We start from the raw sequence: 22927 nt of genomic DNA, 5'->3' as shown, positions 1-22927 counted from the left end.
TGGGCCGCTCACCGAAACTGGCTCAACCTTTACAACTCGCCACTCTCCCGGCCTCCGGAGCCGAAGGTTGTAAGTTCGAGCCTTACCGGGCGCACCATAGAATCAACAATTTAGCGGGATTGGCTTTCCTGCGTGTCATTCGGGGACAAGCCGGGGACAAATTCTCGGCGGGATGGGCGCCAGATCTGGTCCGCTTTTCCGGTCCAGGTCGTCTCCAACACCGGGTTGAGCTGCTAGGCTCCATTGCCTGCTCCGCCAAGACCCACCTCTTCGATGGCTCTCACTCTCCTCGCGGACGCAACAGCTCCGCGAGGCCGGTTCGCCGCGCCTTGACAGCCCGGCGGCGGGCGTCGGCCTCGCCGTAAAGTGCCACAGGGAAGCTCGTCTTCCGCGGGCGACCGTTCCGCGTAGGCCACACGGCGACAAAGCGCACGAAGCGTCTTCCCGAACGGGCACGCTCTTTGATCCGCGATACCCCGATGACGCCAGTCCGGTTCAGCACGTACCGCCGCTTTACCTTGGCAAGCCATGGGAGCAGGTCCAGGAGGGCTCGGCGATACTCCCGTGCCCGCCTGAGAGCCGCAGCAGCGCCGTGCGACTTGTCCGAGAAGTACTTCACCCACCGTATGCCTGCCCGCTTCGCCGCCACCACAAAGCCATGGAAGTGGTTGTGCTCGTACCGCCGGATAAGCGGGCCTGCTGGGTTCACGGGCCTTCCCACGCCGCTACTCCTTCAAGCCTATCGAGATCAACTGCTTAGGGCCGCGTCGCACGACCGCGCCGGACCTCGTCAGGTGCAGATCGCATTCGACGGCTGCCAGTTACCTCCGCCCCAGTCAGATGAGATTGTTGTCAACGGGACCATCATTGGGTGGGTCATGGGGCGGCAACCTGTGCCACAACCACTGCACGAGATAGAACAGACTGCCTGTCCGGTCGGCAAGCGGAGGTTCAGAGTGAAGACTCCCACGGGCAAAACCAGAGGAGCAAGCTGGCGGGCAGCGGCCTCGCCATCGACCTCCCTGGCCAGGAAGGAAGCAAGGATGGGTTGGATCGCCTCGCTAGAAGAGCTGCTCTGCCTTCTCCCGCTCCGCGTCATCCAATGCGTCGACCTTCAGGCTCCCAGCCTCGGCCGGCCAAAACCGGGCGTGCCGCCTGAGCAGATGGGCTGCTTCCTCGAGGGGCAGTTCGCCACCCAAGAAGCGACGATAAGCCTCGATCATGCTCGCCGGTTGGTCTGCCATCCCCTAACCAGCCCAATACCGAGGATCAGCTTCGAGGGCGGCGGCACACTCGGGCTCTCGCCCTCGCATGCACACGACACGCCGCTGAAGCTGCGCGGAAGTCAACAGCCATGCACACTTACGCGCGCCCCTCTGGCGCCCCACAATCGCTCGGCGATCTCTATTTTCGCCGGGTGTTCAGAGTCTGTCGGCCGATGACTGGCAAGTCGGCAGAGGACCGTCGCGGGTCCGCTGGCCTTCCTGACGGTCTCGCTCGGGACCTGGCCGCCGACCTCCAGAGAGACAAGGGCATCAGTGGCCTCGCAGAAGGCACACCGCGAAGGCCCTGAGCTAGCTGACGAGCCGTAGCCGGGCCGTTGCCCCAGGCTTCGTGCGGGGCACAACGCCCAGGGTTCCCGCCATTCCACCCGCGACCCGACCTAGCTGTATGAATCCTTGAGCTTTGACCCGCACTACCTCTTCCCAAGCACCTTGACGTCAGTTAGGCGCACTGGCTCATTGTTGTAGTTTTCGATTTCCACCGACCGAGTGTCCTTGTTCCAGCTGACCTTGGCCGCAGTGGCGAGCTTGCCCACACCCTTTCCCTCCTTGGTCAGTCGGATCTCGGCTAGCGTAAACTCGTACACTGCTGAGTTCCGCAGCTCCCGGAAGCCCAGCGGGCGATCGGTAGCGATGATGATGCGCCGCCCCCCGTCACCTAATGGTGTCTCGCGGGCATATTGAATGTCCCAGGCAGGGCGAATCGAACTCCGGATGTAGCCAGCTCGGGGCTTAATTTCCTGAAGGGCGGAAAGGAGTGCTGCGCTGCCCTTCTCGATCAGGGTATCAAGGAGTTCGTCGTGCTCCTCCTCGGTCGCCCATCGTTCGATGCCGATCTCGAGCGTCCCCAAGCTGGCGTGTTCGGGGTTGCCCAGGTCTACACTGGCTGCCTTTAGGCGCAAAAGGGCTTTGTCCTCGTCCCCCGCCGGGGAAACGAGTCCAGAGCCCCCGACCACGAACAGCAGCGCCATCATCGAAGAGCGGCCCAGCGCCGTTTGCCCCATGAATGCCTCCTACTCGACAGCGGGAAAGAATACCAGGCGCGATGAGGGGGGGCCCGTTTCGGGCAAGCCGTTCTTCTGGTTCACCGCGTTCCGTTTCGGGATCTCCCCAGGCACGGGGCGCAGTCGCCAGCGCATTCTGAGCGTGCGTCGTGCAACGGTACTCACCGCCGCCAGCTTCCACCGCCTCGCGGCCGCCCCGCGCCGGCATCTCTGATCCGGCGACTCTTCGCGCGCTGTTCGCTCGAATCGAGGCATGCGCTGGCGAAGGCTTACGTGAAGATCGGATCAAAGTTGTGTGCACGCTAGGCCAGGGGAGCTGCAGATCAAGGTGCCGTCGCGCGCGTCGCGCTGGTTGGCGCAGAACCACGCCTGGCGAGGAAGGTGTGCAGCTGCGCCACGACCGCGGCCCCCTCCCCAATGGCCGCCCCCACGCGCTTCACCGAGTCGCAACGGACGTCGCCGACGGCAAAGATCCCCTCGACTCCGGTCTCCAGCGGCAGCGGCACTCGGTCGGTCGGACCCACCTCGGCGCCGGTTCGGATGAAGCCCTTCTCGTCGAGGGGGATGCCGCAGCCGGCGAGCCAGCTCGCAGCCGGATCGGCGCCGGTGAAGAGGAACAGGTGGGCGATGGCGTGCTGTTCCTCGGCACCGGTTCGCTGGTTGCGCCACCGTACGGCTTGCAGACCCTTGTCGGGCGTACCCAGGAGCTCCACGACTTCGGTGTCGCAGAGCAGCGCGATGTTCGGGGCGGCCCGGATCCGATCGATGAGGTAGCGTGACATCGTGCTTGACAGGCCTGGCCCGCGCACCAGAACGCGCACGTGGCGCGCGTGGCTTGCGAGAAACACCGCGGCCTGGCCCGCCGAGTTTCCTCCACCCAGGAGGGCCACGTCCTCCTCGCGGCACAGCCGGGCCTCGACCGGTGAGGCCCAGTAGGAGACGCCGCGGCCCTCGAACTGCGCGAGGTTCGGAATCTCCGGACGGCGATAGCGCGCGCCGGTGGCGACCACGACCGTGCGCGCCCGGACCCGCCGGCCATCGGCAAGCTCGAGGATGTGCACTGGATCAGGACCTGAACTTTCCGAAATGCAGTCCAGTCGCTTGACCTCGGTGGACAGGCTGAACTCGGCCCCGAATTTCTGCGCTTGCGTGAAGGCGCGTCCCATCAGTGCCAGCCCCGAGACGCCGGTGGGGAAGCCCAGGTAGTTCTCGATCCGCGCGCTGGCGCCGGCTTGTCCTCCGAACGCGTGCGCTTCCAGCACCAGGACGGACAGGCCCTCAGACGCGCCGTAGACCGCGGTCGCAAGCCCGGCTGGACCTGCGCCGACGATGGCCACGTCGTACGGTTCGGAGCGGAAGCTCGTCGCCACCAAGCCCAGGGCCTGCGCCAGCTCCTGCTTCGGCGGGTTCTTGAGCACCGTGCCGTCCGACAGGACCACAATCGGGAGCTCCCCCGGCTTCGGGGCGAAGCGCGCGAGCAGTGACGAAGCATCCCGGTCCTCATCAGGATCGACCACCCGGAAGGGAATCGCGTTACGTTCGAGGAAGTGCGACAGCCGCGTCACATCCGGGGACTTGAGGGCCCCGACGAGTACCGGACCTCCGAAACCGATCTCGATCAGCGCAGCGCGCCGGAGGATTAGCGCGCGCAGGATGCGCTCCCCAAGCTCGGCCTCGGCGACCAGCAGCGCTCGGAGCGCCTCAGGCGGGACGACGATCGCCTCGACGTCACCGACCGCCCTGGCGTCGAACACGCTCAGGTCCGCCCTTCCAGAAAGCTGTCCGATCTCGGCTATGACCTCGCCCGGGACCACCTCCGTCATTTCCTCGACCGGGGCCCCGATGAGCTGCGCGAAGGCCGCCATCGGCACTCCTTGTCCCAGCGCATCGCGTGGCAGGATCGCTACCCGGCCGGAGAGGATCACGTACATCCCGGGGACGGCCTCTCCTGCCTGGAACAGCAGCTCCCCGGCCGGGAACCGCCTGACCTCGCCGAAACGTCGGACGCGATCGATCTCGGCCGTGGAAAGGACCGGAAACATCTGCTGGAACCGCGACGCCAAGGCGGGGTTGGAAGTGGCGGGCGCTGCCGGAACCGCGTCCCCCGGTGCCTCGTTGTCGCCGCGCTCGTTCTGGCTGGTCATGTCAGATCCCCGATCGCGCTCCGGAGGGCATCGGCGCTCGCTCGCCCTCTTCCGCCGCGCGCTATTGGGTGTAACACAGTCAGCCGCTACCTGCACGCTCCCGACCTCCCCCCCGACGGAAGCGGCTCGGCGTGCTTCGCATCAGGGGGGAGCAGTAGTTCTGTGCAGCAAGCTCAGACATCGTCCGATTCCCTCTTCTTCCGGCCTTGCTGGACTCGATCGTGGACCTGCGGTGATTGACGAGTCGTTGGGCAGCGAGAACTTCCGGATCCGAGCCGGGCTCTTGCTGGTTGGCCAGAGGCGATGCCAAGGTCAGGGTCGGTACACGTCGACCGGAACGGACCACTCTCCTGCAGCCGAGCCCCTGGACGGCTGCCCATTGTTCCGGTCAAAGCCCAGTTGGCCCAGCGCGATAACTCCGGAGCCGAGGGTTATAGGTTCGAGCCCTATGGGACGTACCAATAAATCAAGTTACAGACGCAGCGCTCAACGCCAGGGGTTTGGGGTACCACTGGGGTGTCGCTGAAGCCCTATTCTTCGGCTCGAGCAATCCAGGCCGATGTACCTCGCGAGAATTGTAGAAGCTCTCGGCGCGCATGAAGAAACCCTGTGCGTGGGAGTCACGAGGAGCTCTATTGGGGAGTCTCGGAGGAAGGGAACGGGCCCTCTCCAGTGGCAGCTGGCGTAAGCTATCCCTGGATGGCGCTTGAGGACTACAAGAAGAAGCGCGACTTCTCCAAGACCCCCGAGCCGCCCGGGGAGCCACGTTCCACCGGGGGCAACTCGTACTGCATTCAGAAGCATGCGGCGTCGCGCCTCCACTATGACTTTCGGCTGGAGCTCGATGGCGTCCTCCTGAGCTGGGCGGTGCCGAAGGGTCCATCCTACGACCCGCGCGACAAGCGGCTCGCCATGCGCGTCGAGGACCACCCGGTCGCCTACGGCTCTTTTGAAGGGGTTATCCCGGAGGGCGAATACGGCGCGGGGGCAGTCGTGCTCTGGGACCGCGGAACATGGACCCCCGTGCTCGAGCCGGGTCTTGCGCTCAAGAAGGGGGAGCTGAAGTTCCACCTCCACGGTGAGAAACTCACCGGCAGGTGGGCGCTCGTACGCATGAAGGGGGAGGACCCCAAGGCATGGCTCCTCATCAAAGACAAAGACGAGCACGCGCGGGCGGCGGCCGAGCTGGACATCGTGAGCGCGCGCCCGGAGAGCGTCGAGTCGGGGCGCGGGCTTGCCGAGGTGGCCGCCGAGCGGGACCGTCTCTGGCACTCGAAGGTCGTCGGCTCGGACGGGCAAATGAATCTCGGCGGGCCGGCCGAGGGACAGGGAGGCGCGTCCCTCCGCCTCGCGGCCCTCGCCGGCGCCGTGCGCGGGCTGCTCCCCCAGACTCAGCCCCTGGCTCTCGCGATGGTGGTCGACGCGCCGCCGGCAGGCGACGACTGGCTTCACGAGATCAAGCACGACGGCTATCGCATCGTGGCGCGAATCGAAGAGGGGGAGGTGCGCCTCATCTCCCGCAACGGGAAGGACTGGACGAAGGAGTTCCCGCAGGTCGCCCGTGCCGTGGGCCGCCTGCCGGTGGGAACCGCACTCCTCGACGGCGAGGTCGCCGCGGTGCTGCCCAACGGGGCGACGAGCTTCCAGGCCCTGCAGCGCCGCGCCGAGGGAGGGACACCGCTCGTCTATTTCGCCTTCGACCTCCTGCACCTCGACGGCTGGGACCTCCGGGAGGTGCGGCTCGACGAGCGCAAGGAGGTCCTGCGACGCCTTCTTGAATCGGCACCCGCAGCCTTCCGGTTCAGCGATCACGTGCGCGGAATGGGCCGCGAGTTCTTCGAGAACGTGCTCAAGGCGGGCCTGGAGGGGGTCGTGAGCAAGCGGGCTGGCGCTCCCTATCGGGAGGGGCGCGGGGGAGATTGGCGGAAGGCGAAGTGCCGACTGAGTCAAGAAGTTGTAATCGGGGGCTTCACGGCGTCCTCTGACGGCCGGGGGTCGATCGGGGCCCTCCTCGTGGGCTTTCACGAAGACGGGGAGCTCGTGTACGCCGGCAAGGTCGGCTCCGGGTTCAACGACCGGCTGCTCGCCGACCTGCAGCATCGGTTGGATGTTCGGCGGCGAGAGACGTCGCCGCTCGTGGGCGTCCCTGGCCCGCTGCGGCGGGGCGTGCAATGGGTCGAGCCCGACCTCGTGGCCCAAGTCGAGTTCACGCAGTGGACGGACGAGGGCCGGATGCGAGAGCCGGTGTTCCTTGGGCTTCGCGACGACAGGGAGGCGCGCCACGTCGTGCGCGAGCGTCCGGGGACGGTCGAGGGCGGCGGAGTCGACACCGTGGCCGCGGGCCGGCCCTGGGAAGCGCTGCGGCTTCACGTCAACCGCACGCACGCCACGAGTGGCGAGGAGGTCGTCGATCTCCTCGGCGTGCGCTTGACCCATCCGGACCGCGTCTACTACCCAAGCCTCGGCTTTACGAAGCTCGATTTGGCCCTGTACTACGTGTCGATTGCCGACAGGGTACTGCCACACCTCGCGGGCCGCCCCCTTACCCTCGTGCGGTGCCCGGACGGGGTCGGCGGCGAGACCTTCTATCAGAAGCACCCGGGCTTCTGGACGCCGGCACAGGTGCGGCGCTTCGCGGTCCCGGGAAAGGGCGAGGAGTATCTCTTCGTGGACTCGGTGCCGGGGCTCGTGGCCCTGGCCCAGGCCGGGATCCTCGAGATCCATCCCTGGAACTCGCGGGTGGCCCGGCTCGAGGAGCCGGATCAGGTGATCTTCGATCTCGACCCCGACGAAGCGCTGCCCTTCTCCCGTGTCGCTACGGCGGCCCGGCGCGTGCGGACTCTCCTGACCGAGCTCGGCCTGGAGAGCTTCGTGAAGACGACGGGGGGCAAGGGCCTGCACGTATGCGTACCCCTCCAGCCGGAGCATGGGTGGGAGGAGCTCGAGGAGTTCACCCGTGCGGTGGCGCTGCGGCTCGCGAGAGAGGAGCCGCAGACCTTCACCGCAAACATGGCCAAGGCCCATCGGAAGGGGAAGGTCTACGTCGACTACCTGCGGAACGTGCGTGGGGCCAACGCGGTCGGCGCCTACTCCACCCGGGCCCGTGAGAGCGCGCCGGTCTCCGCGCCCGTCGAGTGGAACGAGCTCGACCGGCTCTCGGGTCCCACCGACCTAACCGTGGCGGAGGTGCCACTTCGCGTCCTGGGTTTTGGATCGGGCGCGGTCGACCCCTGGGGGCGGTACCTCGAGGTCAAGCAACTGGCGCCCACATCGCTTACGCGCGACCTCGCGGGCGGCGAGTCTGATTAGTGTTGTTGGTTGTGAACCTGTGGACCCTGGACCAGTGCAAATCGGCAGATCTCCGGAGCCATTCTCGCTGGCGATGGCACAACTCGCGTACGAGGCGCACTATGGACCTGGACCGGGTCGACGTCCGAGCGTCGTCCGCGGGCTCTGCCTCTCTTCACAGCTTGGGGTCGCAGAGATCTTGGGGCTGTCGGCTCCATCCGCGGGTTAGAGCGCGGGGCTAGGGCCGCCCCGGGCCGAGAGGCGCTCGAATCGCGCGGCCGGGCCTGGCCCCGGTCAGCTTTCCGTCGTCGACCACGGTCTGGCCGCCCACGATCACGTACGGGATGCCCGCCGATGGGATAGTGGCGTCTTCATACGTCGACCGGTCGATCACTGTTGCGGGATCGAAGATCGTAAGGTCGGCGTCGGCGCCTACCTTGAGGCGCCCCTTGTTCACCATCGCCGGCGTTCGGCGCTCGAGGCGGCGGGCCGGATCGAGCGTCATCCGGCGCAGGGCGTCCATCAGCGGCACCACTCTCTCTTCCCGGACATATTTGCCCAACACCTTGGCAAACGTGCCCGACGTGCGCGGGTGCCCACGGCCGTTCTCGATGAATCCGTCGCTGGCGATCATGGCGAGCGGGCTGACGATGGCCGCACGCGTCTGTTCTTCGGATCGCCCGTGGATGATCACCGTTCCGCCGGCAGCGCGCGCCTCGCCGAAGGTCGCGCGCGTGAGGCGCTGGCCTGTTGACACAAGTTGGTGCAATCCGAAACGTGCGTCCGGCCACGTTTTCCAGTCGTCGAACAGCGCCGACTGGATCTCCGTCATGCCCGCGCCATAAGGATAGGCCTCGGTCGTCACGTCCTGCCCGGCTTCACGCGCGGCCTTGATCGCGGCTAGAAACGCGTCGATCTCGGCGCCCGCTGACGAGTTCACGTGCACGATGTGGAGGGGGGCGTGCGCAGCGGCGGCCGCGGCAATGGTCTCCTGCAGGCCTTTGAGCCCGCCGCGCATGTGGATGTGCGCCGAGACGCCGCCCTCGGCCGCGACCCGGAACATGCGTTCAATTTCCGAGATGGGCGCGCCCGGGGTATAGGCGCTGCCGAATCCCATGGCGAGCGCCCCCTGGGCCAGTCCCTCACGCAGAATCGCCTCCATGGCCGCCATTTGTTCGTCGGTGGCCGTCCCGCTGCCACCGATCCCGGCAGGCAGCAGCCCCTTACCGGGGTCCCCGAGTACCTTCATTCGGGCGGGGATGTGCCCCACCGACACGCCGTAGTTCACGATCTGGCCGGCTTCGCGCGCGGCATACCAGGCCGCCACGTCGTGTGTGCCCACCTCGAGTTCGAACGCCGATGTGACGCCGTCGCGCACCATCAGCCGATACGACTCCTCCTGCTGCCCGTGCTCGTGGAGGTCGATGAACCCCGGCGATACGACGCAATGGGACGCATCTATCACGCGAACGCCCGCAAGCGGCGCCTCAGATACGGCTTCGATCTTCCCCCTCCTGATCCCGACGTGGCGTACGGCGTCGAGTCCCGACTCGGGATCCAAGACGCGCCCGTTGGCGACCACGAGGTCGTAGGATGGCGTCTGCTCACGCGCATAGGCCGCGAGGGTGACACAAATAGAGGCGATGCCCAGGGCGTGTAGGCGGATCATGGGCGCCGAGGGTAACACAGATAGCCTAGGGCCAGAGGTGAGAGCCCCGACGAGGGGCAGCCCCCGGTTGCCGAGTAGCGGCTCCTTGTGTCGCCGGTTTAAGACCGCGGGTCACAAAGTGCGGCGTTGGGGAGTCAAGCGGGAGTGATTGCGCCCTGCTTGCCAACGGGCGGCCCGAGCTCCTTCAGTCCTCCTACCACCAGCCGCACTAGGTGCGTGCCGCCGTCATCGACGAGAGGAATGGCGCGTGAGTCGACGGGAGCACCGTCGAGTTTCGCCTCCGCGATCCCGCGGCACTGGCGCTCCGGGTTCGAAACGGTGATCTCGTAGCGAGTCCGGCCGAACGTCCAGACGATCGCGTATTCGGGCCAGGAGGACGGAATGCAGGGGTCCATTTCGAAGGTCGAACCACGGCGCCGGAGCCCGAGGATGCTTTCGAGGCCCGCACGGTACATCCAGCCCGCCGAGCCCGTGTACCACGTCCAGCCCCCTCGGCCGGCGTGAGCCGGGTGGGTATAAACATCGCCGGCGACGACGTACGGCTCCGCCCGGTAACGCTCGACGTCGACGGCGGTCCTGGTATGGTTGATGGGATTGAGCATATGGAAGAGTTCCACCGCCTCGTCCCCACTGCCTAGCCGGGCCATGGCGATGACGACCCAGAGAGCGGCGTGGGTGTACTGGCCGCCGTTCTCACGCACGCCGGGTGGATAGCCCTTGATGTAGCCCGGATCCTGCGGCGAGCGGTCGAAGGGCGGGGTGAGCAGCAGCACCACCTGCGGGCCGCGCCGAATCAGGTGCGTGCGGACGGCGTCCATGGCCCGCTCTGCGAAGCGCACGGGGACCGCCGCCGAAAGCGCCGCCCAGGACTGTACGATCGCGTCGATCTTGCACTCCTCGTTCTGCGCCGAGCCCAGGGGGGTGCCGTCGTCGTAGTAACCACGCCGGTACCACTCGCCGTCCCAGGTTTGTTCGAGCATGCTCCCGAGGCGCCTGGCCTCGGCGCTGTAGCGCTCGGCCCGCGGCTGGTCTCCTCGGGCCTCGCAAAGCCGACCGAACTCGAGGAGGATGCCGTGGAGGAAGAAGCCCACCCACGTGCTCTCCCCGCGCCCCTCCCGTCCTACGCGGTTCATGCCGTCGTTCCAGTCACCGCTCCCCATGAGGGGGAGGCCGTGGGCGCCCGTGGTTAGTCCCCGGTCGATGGCGCGCAGGCAGTGCTCGAAGAGCGTCCCCTTCTCGACCGAGAGGCGGGGTTGAACGTAGGCGTCCTGGGCTTCGGGGGCGAGCGGTGGAGCCTCAAGGAAGGGGACCGGCTCATCGAATACGGCGGCGTCGCCAGTCGTACGGACGTAGTGCGCAACCGCGTGAGGAAGCCAGAGCAGGTCGTCGGAGCAACGAGTGCGGGTGCCGCGGCCGCTCGGCTCATGCCACCAGTGCTGGACGTCACCTTCGACGAACTGCCGGCCTGCTGCTCGCAACAGGTGTTCTCTAAAGAGATCTGGCCGGGCGAGCGAGAGGGCCATGACGTCCTGAAGCTGGTCGCGGAACCCGAAGGCGCCGCCGGGCTGATAGTAAGCTGACCGGGCCCACAGCCGACAGCTCACGTCCTGATAAAGCAACCAGCGGTTCATTAAGAGGTCGAATGAGTCGTCGGGAGTACTGACCCGGACGGTATCGAGAATGCCGTCCCAGCTCTGACGCGCGGCCTTCTGGGCGGCCTGCGCGGCCCCCACGCCACCATGCCGGGCAACCAGCTCGCGGGCATGGTCCAGATCCCTCCCCTGCCCCAAGAGGAACGCGACGCGGCGCGTCTCGCCCGGGACCAGCACCAGGGAAATGTGCAGCGCAGCGCAGGGATCGAGCCCCGCCCCGAAGCGGCCCGACAGCGCCTCCCGGCGGAGAGCGGCCGGCCGCGCCAGGGACCCGTTGCGGCCCAGGAAGGACATGCGGTCCCCCGTTGCCGAGCTTAGGGTTTCGCTCGCCTGCGCGAAGGCCACCCGCCCCGCGAACTCCTGGTTGTAGGCGTTCCGGGCCAGAATCACCCTGATCTCCTTGTCGAGCTCGGTCACGACGTGGGTGTTCTGACCGGCTCGCGGTGGTCCCAGGACCCACTCGGTGTAGGCGAAGACACTCACGTGACGCGCCCTTCCGCCTTCGTTCGTGATTGTGAGCAGAGAGAACTTCACCGGATCCTTGGCGTCTACGAACACCTCGAGGTCCTGCCGAAGCCCGTGCCCTTCTTGGGCGAAACGAGTGAGCCCAGCGGAATGGCGGATCAGAAAGCGGCCGTCCACACCCGTACGCGGCATCGGGCCCGGTGTGGGTGACCACGCCTCTCCGGTCTCATCATCGCGTATAAAGAGCGCCTCGGACGTGGGGTCCGTCACGGGGTCGTTCGCGAAGGGCGTGAGGCGATTCTCGCGGCTGTTCTCCGACCAGGTATAGGCCGACCCGGAGGCCGTGACCACGGTCCCGAACCCAGGGTTGGCCATGACGTTGGCCCAAGGCAGGGGCGTCTCCTGATCCGTTTCGAGGCTGATCACGTAGTCGCGTCCGTCGTCGGCGAAGCCGCCCATACCGTTGGCCAAGGCGAGGGGGGGCAGGGCAATCTCCGCCGGCGAGGGAGTGTCCGAGGCCGGCAAAAGGGGGGGCACGAACTCCGCTGGCTCCGGCCATTCGGGATCGGGCCGAGCGAGTTGGTTCTGTAGCTCACCCCGCTCGCCGCTCAGAACCGCGCGCGCCACGCCGGCGAGGAGAATGCGCTCGGCCTCCGGCATGCGGTCCCCGCGCAGGAGGTAGGCCCCGCCGGGCCGGTGCTTCCACGTTCTCCAAGGCCCATGGTCGAGAAGAGCCGCGAGCTGGGCGTGCATTTCGTCCAGATAGCTGACCGGGTGCTCGTTGAGGATCACGACGTCGGCGCTCAACCCCTTGAGCCGCCAGTACTCCTGTGCCTGCAGAACCTGGCGCACCAGCGGTAGGTCGTCCTCCTCGACAACCCGCACCAGGAGGATGGGAAGATCGCCCGAAATGGCATGCGGCCAGAGACCATCCTGGCCGAGGGTGCTCCGGGCCAGAAGCTCTGGGCTCGCGCGGAGGGATCCGTCGGCATACAGGACCCGCGAGGCCAGGCGCTCGAAGAGCAAGGCCTCTTCGCTCGAAATGCCAAGGTGTCGGAGGCCGCTCTGCGCATGCGCGAAGGCGAGGGCGAAGGTGCGCGCCGCCGCGCTGGGCTCGTGGTAGCGCTGGGCGAGGGCCAAGGCCGTCTCCCGGGAGGGCGCCATCCCCGTCGCGAAGGACAGCCGCATGAAGCCCCCTGGCGCGAGGCGAATGCGCTGCCGGAGGCTGACGATAGGGTCGAGCACGATCCCGGTCGTGCCGGAGAGGGAGCGTCCATCGAGGGCCTGGGGGTCCTCGGGACCGCGCCCACGACCTAGGAAGCGCGCGCGGTCGGTCTCCCATTCCACGGGGCCCTGGGTCCGTCCTTCCAGGCTCAGCACGTGAACCGCCCAAGTGCCTGGTTCATCGGGGGCGCGCGGCCGCCGATGGCAGAGAAGGGCGGCGCTCTGGGCAAGATATTCCGTCTCGACGAACAGCTTGCCGAACGCCGGGTGGGCCAGATCATCAGCGGGCGGGGCGAGAACGATCTCGGCGTAACTGGTGACCTCGATCTCGCGCGGGCGATCGCTTTGGTTGGTCACCGCCAGACGGCGTACCTCGACGTCGTCTTCGGTCGAGACCGCGACGTCGAGCTGGGTGGCGATGTCGTCGTCACGGCGCTGAAAGGTCGCCTTCTCCGGAAGAAACGTGACCACGTAGTCCTCTGGCTCCTTCGCCACGGGATGAAAGGCGGCCGACCACACCGAGCCGCTCCGCACGTCGCGCAGGTAGAGGAAGTGGCTTCCGGGATCGCGGGTGGAATCCTCTCGGTGCCTGGTGACCGCGCGGCCCCGGCAGAAGCTGGCGCCCCCTCCCGCATTCGTCAGGACGGCGGTGTAATTCCCGTTCGAGAGGAACTGAGCATGCGGGAAACGCGTATGTGGCGAGCGGAAGCGGCGAATGGCCAGCGCGGGCAGGGGTCCGGTAACGCGCGTCTCTTCGACCGGTCGCGGCTGGGTCACGGCTACCTGGCGCGGGATCCGCTCCTGCAACAGCAACTCCGTGGCCTGAACGCGCGGGTCGGCGTGGAAGCGCTTGACCATCGGGTCGCCCAGGATGGCATTGGCCAGGGACACGAGAGTCATCCCCTGGTGATGGGCCATGAAGGCCCGCACGACTACTCCCTGGGAGGGGCCCGATCCTCTCCCGGGCTCGTCGGTCTTGCCATGGGTGTAATCGATGGCCTCGTAGTAGCCGTAGCTGCCTTCGAGCCCCTCCCTGGCCAGGCGCCGTAGATTACGGGCCGCCTCGGCCGGGTCGAGCATGGCCGCGAGGCCAGTGGCGTAGGGAGCGACCACCAGCTCGTCGCCCAGGCCCCGCTTTAGGCCGAGGCCCGGTACGCCGAATGCCTTGTACTGATAATTGTCGTACCGGTCCACGAGGTTGTAGGCGGACTCCGAGATCCCCCAGGGCACCCCGCGAGCGGTCGCATATGCGATCTGCCGCCGCACGGCCATCCGGCACGTCTGGTCGAGGAGTGTTCCCGGAAAGCTCTTCATGAAAAGGACCGGCATCAAGTACTCGAAGAGGGTGGCACTCCAGGAAAGGAGAGTGGGCGTGCCGTTCACGCTTGTGACCAGCCGTCCCAGGTGGAACCAATGCGTCTCGGGGAGATCACCCTTTGCGATGCCGATGAAGCTAGCCACCCGCGCCTCCGAAGCCAGGAGGTCGTAGTAGGAAGGGTCCAGACGGCCAGGCCCCTCGGCATCAGCAAGGCGATAGCCGATGGAGAGGATGCGGCGCTGCGGGTCGTAGAGAAACCGAAAGCTCATGCCATCTGCGAAGGCAGCGGCCCGGCGCGCGAGGTCGAGGAGGTGTGCTGAGGGAAGGGCAGCGGCTTCGGGAGCGGGCGGCGTTTGCCGGCTCGCCTGGCGGAGCCCTTCCGCCAAGGTGATGAGCGCCCCCGCAAGGTTGCCACTGTCGACGGTGGAGACGTAGCGGGGCGGGAGGGGCGACAGGCTCTGCGTGTCGTACCAGTTGAGCAGGTGACCCTCGAAGCGTTCGAGGCCTTCCATCGTGGTGAGCGTGGCCTCGATCTTGAGGGCGAGCTCATCGGTCCTGATGAAGCCGAGATCGTGGGCGGCCAGGGTCGCGAGCAGCCCCATGCCGATGTTCGTGGGCGACGTGCGATGGGCGGTCCGGGGTTCCGGTATCTCCTGAAAGTTGTCCGGAGGCAGAGCGTGGTCCTCGGGGCCCATGAACGCCTCGAAGTATCGCCACGTGTTGCGGGCGATGAGACGGAGGAACTCGCGGTCCGCTTCTCCTGGCTCGACTCGTCTCGCGATGACTGGCTGGCTTAGCGCATATGCGATCAGGGGCGCCGCCGCCCACAAGGCTAGGAGCGGGATGGCGGTCAGGAGCGCGTCCGGGCGCACCACCCGGATCAGAAGGAAGCCGATGAGAGCGACCACTGGGCTCGCGAGCATCTCTAGCAGGAATTGCTCCCTGCTTGTTCGCCTCGCCAAGCCGTCCCCTCGGGCCGCGCTGGCGGCGGCGGTCTCCCATTCCAGCAGCCGCCGCTGGGTCGCCCCGAGACGGAAGAGGGTGAGGACGATCGCGTGGGCCCTCTCGTAGGCCTGGTTGGCTAGAAACGTCACCTGCAGCGATATCTGGGCGAGGGTGGTCTTGCCGTCTTCAAGAAGAGCGCGCAGGAAGACGCGCCAGGGCTGTTGTAGCCGGGGGCCGGAGGCCATTTCCAGGAGCAGGGGATAAATTGGAAAAGCGATGGCGGCCAGGATGGCGGCCGTCCAGACCGTCGGGCTTCCGGGCAGGAGCACCCAGGCCATAAGGAGCAAGACAACGGTCGCGGGAGCCACGAGGCTGCGCCTCAGGTTGTCGAAGATCTTCCACCGGGAAATGAGGGGGAGGCGGTTGCGCGTCAGGCCCGAGCGGCTTGGAACCCAAGGGAACAGCCACCGGAGGATCTGCCAATCGCCACGCACCCAGCGGTGCTGACGCCGCGCATGCACGAGGACGCTCGCGGGGTAGTCGTCGACCACCTCCACGTCAGTGACGAGCGCGGTGCGGGCGTAGACCCCTTCGAAGAGGTCGTGGGAGAGAAGCGCGTTCTCGGGCACGCGCCCATCGAGGGCGGCCATAAAGGCGTCTACATCGTAAAGCCCCTTGCCTGTGAAGATCCCTTCGCCGAAGAGGTCCTGGTAGGTGTCCGACACCGCGGTGGTATAGGGGTCGACGCCGGTGTGGCCGGCGTAGAGGCGGGCGAAGAGCGACCCGGCAGCGCTCGCCATCGTCACGCTGACCCGGGGCTGCAGAATCCCGTAGCCCTCGGTCACGCGGCCGAGACGGGCGTCGAAGCGGGGACGGTTCAAGGGATGGGCGATGATGCCGACCAGCTTCTTCGCGGCGTCCCGCGGTAGGCGTGTGTCGGAGTCGAGGGTGAGGCAGTAACGGACGCTGGGCAGGATCCCCACGTCACCGACCTGCACAGAGAAGCTCGTGTCTGTGGCCCCGCGCAGCAAGGCGTTAAACTCCTCGAGCTTCCCGCGCTTGCGCTCCCAGCCCATCCACACGCTCTCCTTCGGGTTCCACTGCCGCACGCGATGAAACAGGAAAAAGCGGCCGCTGCGCTCTTCGCCGAACCGGGCATTCAGACCGTCGATCCCGGCCCGGGCCGCGGAGAGGATCGCTTCGTCCTCCGGCATCTCGCGCGCGGGGGCGTCAGCAAAGTCGCTGAGGAGTGCGAAATGGATGCGCGGGTCGAGGTTCCCGAGTGCCAGCACCTCGATGTGCTCGATAAGCCCGGTCACCGTGGGGACGCTCGTGAGGAGCGTGGGCACGACCACAATGGTCTGCGCGTTCTCGGGAATCCCGGCCGGGAAGTCGAGGCGGGGAAGGCGTCGCGGCGGTGCCCAACGAGCGGCTAAGCGCTGGACGAAGGCGATGGCCACCTCGCTGGCCAGCAGTAACAGAGGAAGCGCGGCGCCCGCCGACACCCAGGGCGATCCACCCTGTCCATGAACGTAGCTGATCCCGAGGCTCAGCAGGAGGGCCGTCACGAGACCGATCAACCCGAGGTAGACAGCGGTCGCCTGCGCGAAGAGGAAACGGCGCGCCCGGCGGCGGAAACGTGGACGGTAGGCGATGTCCAGCTCGAGGTCGCGCCGGCCCCTGCCGATGAGGTGGTGGCCGACGTGGGCGGCGATGTCCGCTGCCTGTCCGCTCTCCGCGGCCTGGCGAGCGCTCTCGACCGCCCGCAGAGCCACCCGCATCTGTGCCTCTCCTGTGGGCTCGGACAGCTCCTCCACGGCCTGGCGATAGCGGTCGCGGCTCAGGAAGTCCATGCCGGGATACGCACCGGCGGGGTCGCGCTGCAGCACTTGCTCGATCAGGCTGACGGCCTCGAAATACTGGCTCCAGTCGAGGGTGGAGCAGAGACGAAGGCTCGTGATGGCGTTCGCCACCGAGACCTGGGCCGCGGCTTGGCGCTGATGCTCGCTCCGGATCGCGTCCTCGGAGGTCATCTGCTGGGCGGAAAGGTGGGCGTCAACGGCCGCGCGGACGGTGGAAAGGCGGGGGCCGTACTCGCGCAGGCGTTGCAGGAGCTGAACGACATAGGCGGTGTGGAACGGCTTTGGTAACGGCGCAAGCTTCCCTTGGCCGGCGGCGTCGATCCGGGCCACGTAGGCGTTGGCGGCGCGGACGGCCTCCCGGGCTTCGAGCGTTTCCTCTGCGAGCCGCCGCAGGTTCTCGATAAGGGCTAGTTTCAGCATGCTCGGCCAGGCCCACAGCTCGCCGATAGTCAGTGGGGCTACGGCCTGGTAGCTGTTCAAGAAGCGCACGAGCTGCTGTCGGTCCAGACGACTGTCGCTGTGGCGGATGAGCTCCACCGCCAGTGCGTAGACCCGGGCGTCGCCCGCGAGCTCCCGCAAGGCGAGCTTGGGTAGCTCGCGGTAGTAGCCGGGCGGAAGGTTCCGGCGCACGTTCAAGACCTCGGACGCCACGAGATGGAAGTTGTCGAGAAGCCATTCCGCAGCGGGGGTGACGAACTCTCCCCGGTGGACGTCGTCCGCCATCGTGACGTAGGCCTCGCGCAGGACGCGGGCGTTGTCGTCGAAGCGGGGCAGGACGTTGCGCGACGCGCGCCGGGGGGTGGGGTCGAGGGTGAACCGGGCCGCGAGAGCCCTGGCCCTCTCTTCCAGACGTTCGATGCTCAGCAGCTCGTCGCGCAGGGGCTTCTCCGCCGGCGGCGGAGCGCGTTTTCCGAACAGATGGAACGGTGCTTTCAATGCCTGCGTCTCCGCCACGCGTCACGGTGTCCGACGTTCCACGCCACTCGTGCTCCTGTGCTGAGTCTCGCCGGCCGCGAGCGCGGTGAACGGAGGCGGTAATCGCCGGAAGATCCAGTCTCCTTCAGTGTTACTCCGGAAACAAGCCTGCGATGCCCGGGTAGTCGGGCTTGGTGATGTCATCCCAGCCGACCAGTCTCCGAGAATGACCGGTCTCCCGGAGCGTGTCGCCGTCGTTTCCAGTGTTCTGCCCGCTGCACACTGGGGACTCCTTCTCGGGTTGACGCTGCCCTCTTCTCCGGCAGTTGGGAGGGCGGAGACGGCGTGGGCGGGCCCGGGCCTTCCCCTCCTGGAGCAGCATGTGGTCTTACAGACACTGCTGGCAGGGCCGTGAATCCGGGGTAGCACTCGGGTACCACTTACGGCCTATCCGAACACTTGGCGGACCCCCGGTAGAACCGCAGGTCCAGCCGCGTCCACACTCCCAATGTTCCTGCCTGAGCCGAGACGAGAGGACCCGCAGTAGCATCACCGCCGCGCCTACCCCGGGAAGTGGGGCCAAAGGGACAGGGGCTGACTCGATGATGCTTGTTTCTGTAAGCGTCTTGCTCCGCGCGCGTCCCCCAAGGCGACTCCAAGGTCGACCGGAGCGATCAGTGCGCTTTTGGCCCACCTCGACCTCATAAGTCCCCCCATCTGGTTTGTGAGCGGGTGGAGTCGCGCCGGGGCGAGGCACAAAGGGGGTCCACAGTATCTCTGCAACTTGCCCGTGCAACGGGACTTCTCGTTCTAGACCTCTCGGGGCCACCGGCCCCCCCCTCCTCGCTTTGGGATTTGCTATTAGCTGACTACTATGATATAAGTCTATTTAGCTAAATTAATCTTAGTACAAAACACTAAAGAGGGAGACGAAAGTCATGAAGACGATGTTGCATTGGTCACCTAGTCGGCAGTTGCATTTCCATCACCCGGTCGAGGGCCTGCTTCCGGGGGTTTTCGAGGCCGCCGCAAATGAGGCTCTTCTGCCTGCTGAGTCTTGGCTCCCTGCCACAGAGGGGTGGATCCAGGACGGCACGTACGTTATCCAGTTCGCCCTGCCGGGCGTGGATCCGAAAGAGGTCAGCGTGTCGTTGATGGATAGCGTGCTCACCGTTAAGGGCGCGCGCAAGGCTGACCACGACACCACGGGCAAGGATTACTTCGTCCGCGAAGCGGTGTACGGCTCCTTCCAGCGCAGCGTCGCGCTCCCCGAGGGTGTCGACGCTGCTCAAGTGGAAGCGAAGTATACGAACGGCATCCTGGAGGTAAGGGTCCCCACGCCACGAGCCGCGACGCCGACGACAATCGAAATCAAGGCCGCCTGATAGCGGCCTTGGGGGCGTGGCGGTGACAACCGGCACGCCCCGGCCTTAGTTCGGCCTGGCCCCGCAACAGACCTCGCCCTGGACGGGGCGGCTGGCCACAAGTGCTTTGCGTGGCCAGGGGGCAAGAAAGAGCGGCAAGGCGGCGTGGGATGACACGGGCAAGGCGGACCATGGCCCGGATGAGGTGTTAGCGTATGGCGGCTCAAGAAGTCGGCCGTTGGACCTGCGAGAAGTGCGGCAACGTCGTGGTCGCAGCCGGGCTACGCGTAGCATCCTTCCTAGGGATCGGGGCGTTCATGGGCCCCTGCCCCTGGGAATGCGGCGCCTGGATCACACGCGGGTTTCGCTCGATTCGGCCGGGGCAGGTGAAGGCGTTTCGCGCCGCAGAGTGGGATCAGCGCGCGTAGAGCCCTTGAGCCCTTTCCAGGCGTCCACGACGTGGTCGGACGCCGATACCCGGCGATTCCTCGCTTCATGCCTCCGGTGCTCTTCCCGTCCTTCCCTTCGACATCGTCACCGCTCGGACTCACGCGTCACGTGGGCAGGTCTGGGGCGAAGGCCAGGAGCGTCGGAGGTAAGAGATTTCTTAGCCGGGCGGGGCTAACGTGACGACGCGTGACCGAGCAGCTCCGCGAAGATCCCCGGCCTCGGGGCCGCCATTTTGGTCCCGCCATCCCTGAGACTTCCTTGAGACACTGAGCAGCCTAGTTGGACGGGTCGTTGAGGCTCTAGGCCCTCATCACAGACCCTCCAAAAAGGGGCCTCGCCCGAGTTGATCCCGGGACGCACACCACTTCGGGCCGACTGAAACACCCGGGGGGACCCCGATGGAAACCGCTAGTCCAGCCGCCTCGAAGCCACCCAGTGTCCCTGCCGGAGCCGCGACGAGCCGGCGCCGGCTGTGGAATCACCGCCGCGCCGGCCCAAGGAAAACGAGCCCAAATGGCAGGGGCTGACTCGATGGAAGCGTCTTGTTCCCTGACGCGTCCGCAAGCGACTCCAAGGTCGGCCCGACCGGCAAGTGCGCTGAGCCTAGCCGCCGCTCGTTTGCCGGGACTCGACTCTACGCGGCTGGCACCCGGGCGTGTTACAAGCGCTCACTCCTCAGCCGCTTGGCGAGCGTGGCGGCGGCGGTTTCGTGGCCCGCCGCATTCCAGTGCGAATCGTCGGGAAAGTACACGTTGTGGCCGGTTCCCAAGCGCGACTGCAGCTCCGCGGTGAGGTCGATGAACGTAATGCCTTCCTCCGCGCAAAAGCTGCGCATCAGGTCGTTGAGCGCCAAGCGATTGCGCATGATGACCTCCACCTCCGGCGGCTGAGGTTGGTCGCGAAGGCAATACCGGAGGGCCCGGCGTAGGTCTGCCCGCGGAAAGGACGCCTCCAGTAGCGGCAAGTAGACCTGGGGCTTGGACGGGATGAACAGAACGATGAGCTCGCCGCCCTGCGAGCGCACGAGCCGCTCCATCTTTCGGAAAGAGCGGCGGGTCAGCTCCCATCCACGAGACGCCTGGAGCTCTTCCCGGGAGAGCCTCAGGCAGTTCAGGTAGGGAGGAAGGAACGCAAACTGCAGGGTGCGGCCGGCAACGGGTAGGCTAAAGAGACCGCAGTCGAAGCCAGGCTGAGTGATCGCCGAGGCCGTGTGATCTTCCCCGCTGTAGTCCTCCAAGCCCTGAGGCCGCCCGGGGGCGGCGGGATCTCGGTTCCGATCACGGAGGAGACCGGCTGCTCCCTCGTACAGACTCATGAGGTAGAGCTCGTCGAAGCGCGCCACCACTTCTTTGAACTTCCATCCCTGGGCAGGAGAAGGGAAGGGACCACCATCCCGCTCGAAGCTCTCGAACCTCTCCGCGTCCTGCAGGTCATTGCCGGCGAAGAACCCGACCACGACCCAGCGAGGCCGGCGCGGCAGCGCATACTCCTCCAGCACGCGCAGCTCTTGCCCGGGTCCAAAACCCGCGGTGCCGTAGTTGCGCACGCTCACTCCCAAGAGGCTGCCGAGCCTCGCCGGCCAGTTGAGCTCGGCGGGAAGCGTCATGGCGTCGGTGAAGGAGTCTCCGAGCGCCGCGACCACGGGCGCCGTGGGCTCCGTTCCGGAGTTACGGAAGCCCTCCTCATCAGTGACGAACGGGAAGCGGTAGGCAGGATGACGAGCGAGGCCGGGCGGCAAGAACCCCATCCGCACGATGTCGCCGTGCTGCCACTCGCAGGAGGTGTGGACCGACCTAGCTAAACGAGGGCCGTAGCGCGCCGACTCCTGCCAGCGGGGATCGGCGTGTACCTCGCCCAGGTTCCTGCGTTGGGCGGTGACCCATGAGGGGAGGTGGTCGCCCGTCGCCCGGAGGCCCACTTCCAGGACCCCGAGGCAGAGCGAGACAGCGATGGCGGCGGTGAGGCCGCCCAGCAGGGCGGAGCGGGCCCAGGGCGCCGGCGTATGCGCGTGGGGGGGGGGCCTTCCGGCTCTCACACCGGCGAGCACGACGAGTGCCAGAAGGCCGAGGAGCCTCGGCGGCATAACGGGTTCCGTCACCACCCTCGGGTCCGACAACCGGAGCTCGCCTTGGTTGGCTAGCTCAAGCAAACCGGTAGTGGGCGGCAGGGGCTGTGCGATCTCGGCCGCCTCGGATAGCGTGCGACGATAGAGTGTCCGCCGGATGCCTTGTTCGACGATGGCGATCTCGACCGTGGCTTGGACGCTGGGGACGGCTCGCAGACGCAACCGGGATGGCCAGGGAAAGTCGACGGGGAAGGCCAGACGCTCGTCCTCGCTGGACAGGATCTGCGGCTCGACTCGGCCGCCGCGGATCTCGAACCGCTGCCGGGCGAGGGCGGGCACGGACGTCCCGGGCTCCAGCCGCTTGTCGAGGTACAGGCGATAGGTGCCGACATAGAGCCAATCCCGGATGAGGGAAAGCGCGAGCAGACACTGGCCAAGCGCCAGGAGCCACCCCGCCCAGCGAGGAGCCGAGGGCCCCTCGGCCCGCTCGAAACCGGGCTCGACCTCAACCGGCATGGGTTACCCCGTCGGAGCCCCTCTTAGGCACAAGCAAAGAAGGGACACCTCAGCGGGCGAGGTGCCCCGGTTGGGTCTTTACTCCCCCTAGTTCTCGACGGTCTCGATCTCGCTCGCCACCCGGTTCACGCCGTTCACGGTGTAGACGCGCTCGATGGCGAGAAGCTTCTGGCCGAGCGACTGGGTTTTGCCGGAAAGAAGCACGACGCCGTTGTTCACCGATGCCACCTTGATGTCGTCCATGGTCTTGGCGGCCTTCAGCGACGCTTCGACGCGGTCCTTGACGTCAGAGTCCTTGGCATCGACCGTCTTCTTCTGGCTGGGGGCTACGACCTGCAGCAGGTTCTTGACGTCCTTTACGCCATCCATCTTTCGGATGGTCTCCTCGGCCCTTGCCTTGTCGGAGGCCGAGCCGACCTTGCCGTGAATCGTGACGTTGCCGCCGACGGTGTCGACCTTGACGGCCGTCGTACTGAGGCCGTCCATCGTGAGCAGAACGATCTTCGCCTTGGTGCTCAGCCAGGCGTCCTTGGTGTCCGCTTGCGCGGCAACGGTGCCGACGATCATGAGAGCAGCGACCAATCCGAAGGTGAGTGACATCTTCTTCATTGAGTTGGCTTCACGCTTTCTTGTTTGCTTCTGCGGATACCGCGTCGCTCGGGGCGAAGCAATCTGCTCCTCCCGGCGATCGGTGTTGAGGCCTTTGCGGCGGAACGAAGCCGCAATGGGCATTGCTGCAACCCTTGTGCCACGATCACCCAGG

Annotated in this window: 10 protein-coding genes; 2 read left to right on the top strand and 8 right to left on the bottom strand. The window is 66.6% G+C overall.

Going from position 1 to position 22927, the window contains the following annotated elements; genetic code table 11:
* Positions 1-280: 280 nt before the first annotated feature.
* The 4 genes from VN461_08580 to VN461_08565 all read right to left on the bottom strand — a co-directional run bounded on the left by VN461_08580 (position 281) and on the right by VN461_08565 (position 4431).
* Positions 281-721 carry an AP2 domain-containing protein gene (locus tag VN461_08580; protein ID HXB54823.1) on the bottom strand — a complete coding sequence of 147 codons (441 nt, stop codon included), beginning with the start codon at positions 719-721 and terminating at the stop codon, positions 281-283.
* 340 nt (positions 722-1061) lie between these two features.
* Complete coding sequence (locus VN461_08575) at positions 1062-1244, bottom strand: hypothetical protein (protein ID HXB54822.1); 183 nt, start codon at positions 1242-1244, stop codon at positions 1062-1064.
* Positions 1245-1696: 452 nt separating this feature from the next.
* The gene (locus VN461_08570; protein ID HXB54821.1) at positions 1697-2287 is read right to left on the bottom strand and encodes a hypothetical protein; all 591 of its coding nucleotides are present in this window, start codon (positions 2285-2287) and stop codon (positions 1697-1699) included.
* Between the two features lie 323 nt (positions 2288-2610).
* Positions 2611-4431, bottom strand: coding sequence for an FAD-dependent oxidoreductase (locus VN461_08565; protein HXB54820.1), 1821 nt, complete (start codon positions 4429-4431; stop codon positions 2611-2613).
* Between the two features lie 699 nt (positions 4432-5130).
* Here VN461_08565 and ligD point away from each other — a divergent pair.
* Positions 5131-7740: a DNA ligase D gene (gene ligD, locus VN461_08560; protein ID HXB54819.1), complete on the top strand. Its 2610-nt coding sequence runs from the start codon at positions 5131-5133 to the stop codon at positions 7738-7740.
* Between the two features lie 217 nt (positions 7741-7957).
* Here the strand turns inward: ligD and VN461_08555 are convergent, their stop codons facing one another.
* Entirely contained in the window at positions 7958-9388 is a 1431-nt protein-coding gene (locus VN461_08555) for an amidohydrolase family protein (protein ID HXB54818.1), read from the bottom strand.
* Positions 9389-9522: 134 nt separating this feature from the next.
* Positions 9523-17790 (bottom strand): glucoamylase family protein, encoded by an 8268-nt coding sequence (locus tag VN461_08550; GenBank protein HXB54817.1) that lies wholly within the window; start codon positions 17788-17790, stop codon positions 9523-9525.
* 917 nt (positions 17791-18707) lie between these two features.
* On the opposite strand from VN461_08550, the gene VN461_08545 reads away from it, so the two are divergent.
* Positions 18708-19154, top strand: a complete 447-nt coding sequence (locus VN461_08545; GenBank protein HXB54816.1) for an Hsp20/alpha crystallin family protein — start codon at positions 18708-18710, stop codon at positions 19152-19154.
* A 1087-nt stretch (positions 19155-20241) separates the two neighbouring features.
* On the opposite strand, the gene VN461_08540 is transcribed toward VN461_08545, so the two are convergent.
* Together VN461_08540 and VN461_08535 are read right to left on the bottom strand one after the other, a co-directional pair.
* Complete coding sequence (locus VN461_08540) at positions 20242-22164, bottom strand: SGNH/GDSL hydrolase family protein (protein ID HXB54815.1); 1923 nt, start codon at positions 22162-22164, stop codon at positions 20242-20244.
* Between the two features lie 87 nt (positions 22165-22251).
* Entirely contained in the window at positions 22252-22896 is a 645-nt protein-coding gene (locus VN461_08535; protein ID HXB54814.1) for a BON domain-containing protein, read from the bottom strand.
* Between the last annotated feature and the right edge of the window lie 31 nt (positions 22897-22927).

The organism is Vicinamibacteria bacterium, from assembly GCA_035570235.1.
Lineage (GTDB): Bacteria > Acidobacteriota > Vicinamibacteria > Fen-336 > Fen-336 > DATMML01.
This window is presented reverse-complemented; position numbering and strand designations above follow the sequence as displayed.

Coding starts and splice junctions, on each gene's coding strand:
- VN461_08575 (HXB54822.1), bottom strand. CDS start 1,244: ATGGCAGACCAACCGGCGAGCATGATCGAGGCTTATCGTCGCTTCTTG.
- VN461_08570 (HXB54821.1), bottom strand. CDS start 2,287: ATGGGGCAAACGGCGCTGGGCCGCTCTTCGATGATGGCGCTGCTGTTC.
- VN461_08565 (HXB54820.1), bottom strand. CDS start 4,431: ATGACCAGCCAGAACGAGCGCGGCGACAACGAGGCACCGGGGGACGCG.
- ligD (HXB54819.1), top strand. CDS start 5,131: ATGGCGCTTGAGGACTACAAGAAGAAGCGCGACTTCTCCAAGACCCCC.
- VN461_08555 (HXB54818.1), bottom strand. CDS start 9,388: ATGATCCGCCTACACGCCCTGGGCATCGCCTCTATTTGTGTCACCCTC.
- VN461_08545 (HXB54816.1), top strand. CDS start 18,708: ATGAAGACGATGTTGCATTGGTCACCTAGTCGGCAGTTGCATTTCCAT.
- VN461_08540 (HXB54815.1), bottom strand. CDS start 22,164: ATGCCGGTTGAGGTCGAGCCCGGTTTCGAGCGGGCCGAGGGGCCCTCG.
- VN461_08535 (HXB54814.1), bottom strand. CDS start 22,896: ATGCCCATTGCGGCTTCGTTCCGCCGCAAAGGCCTCAACACCGATCGC.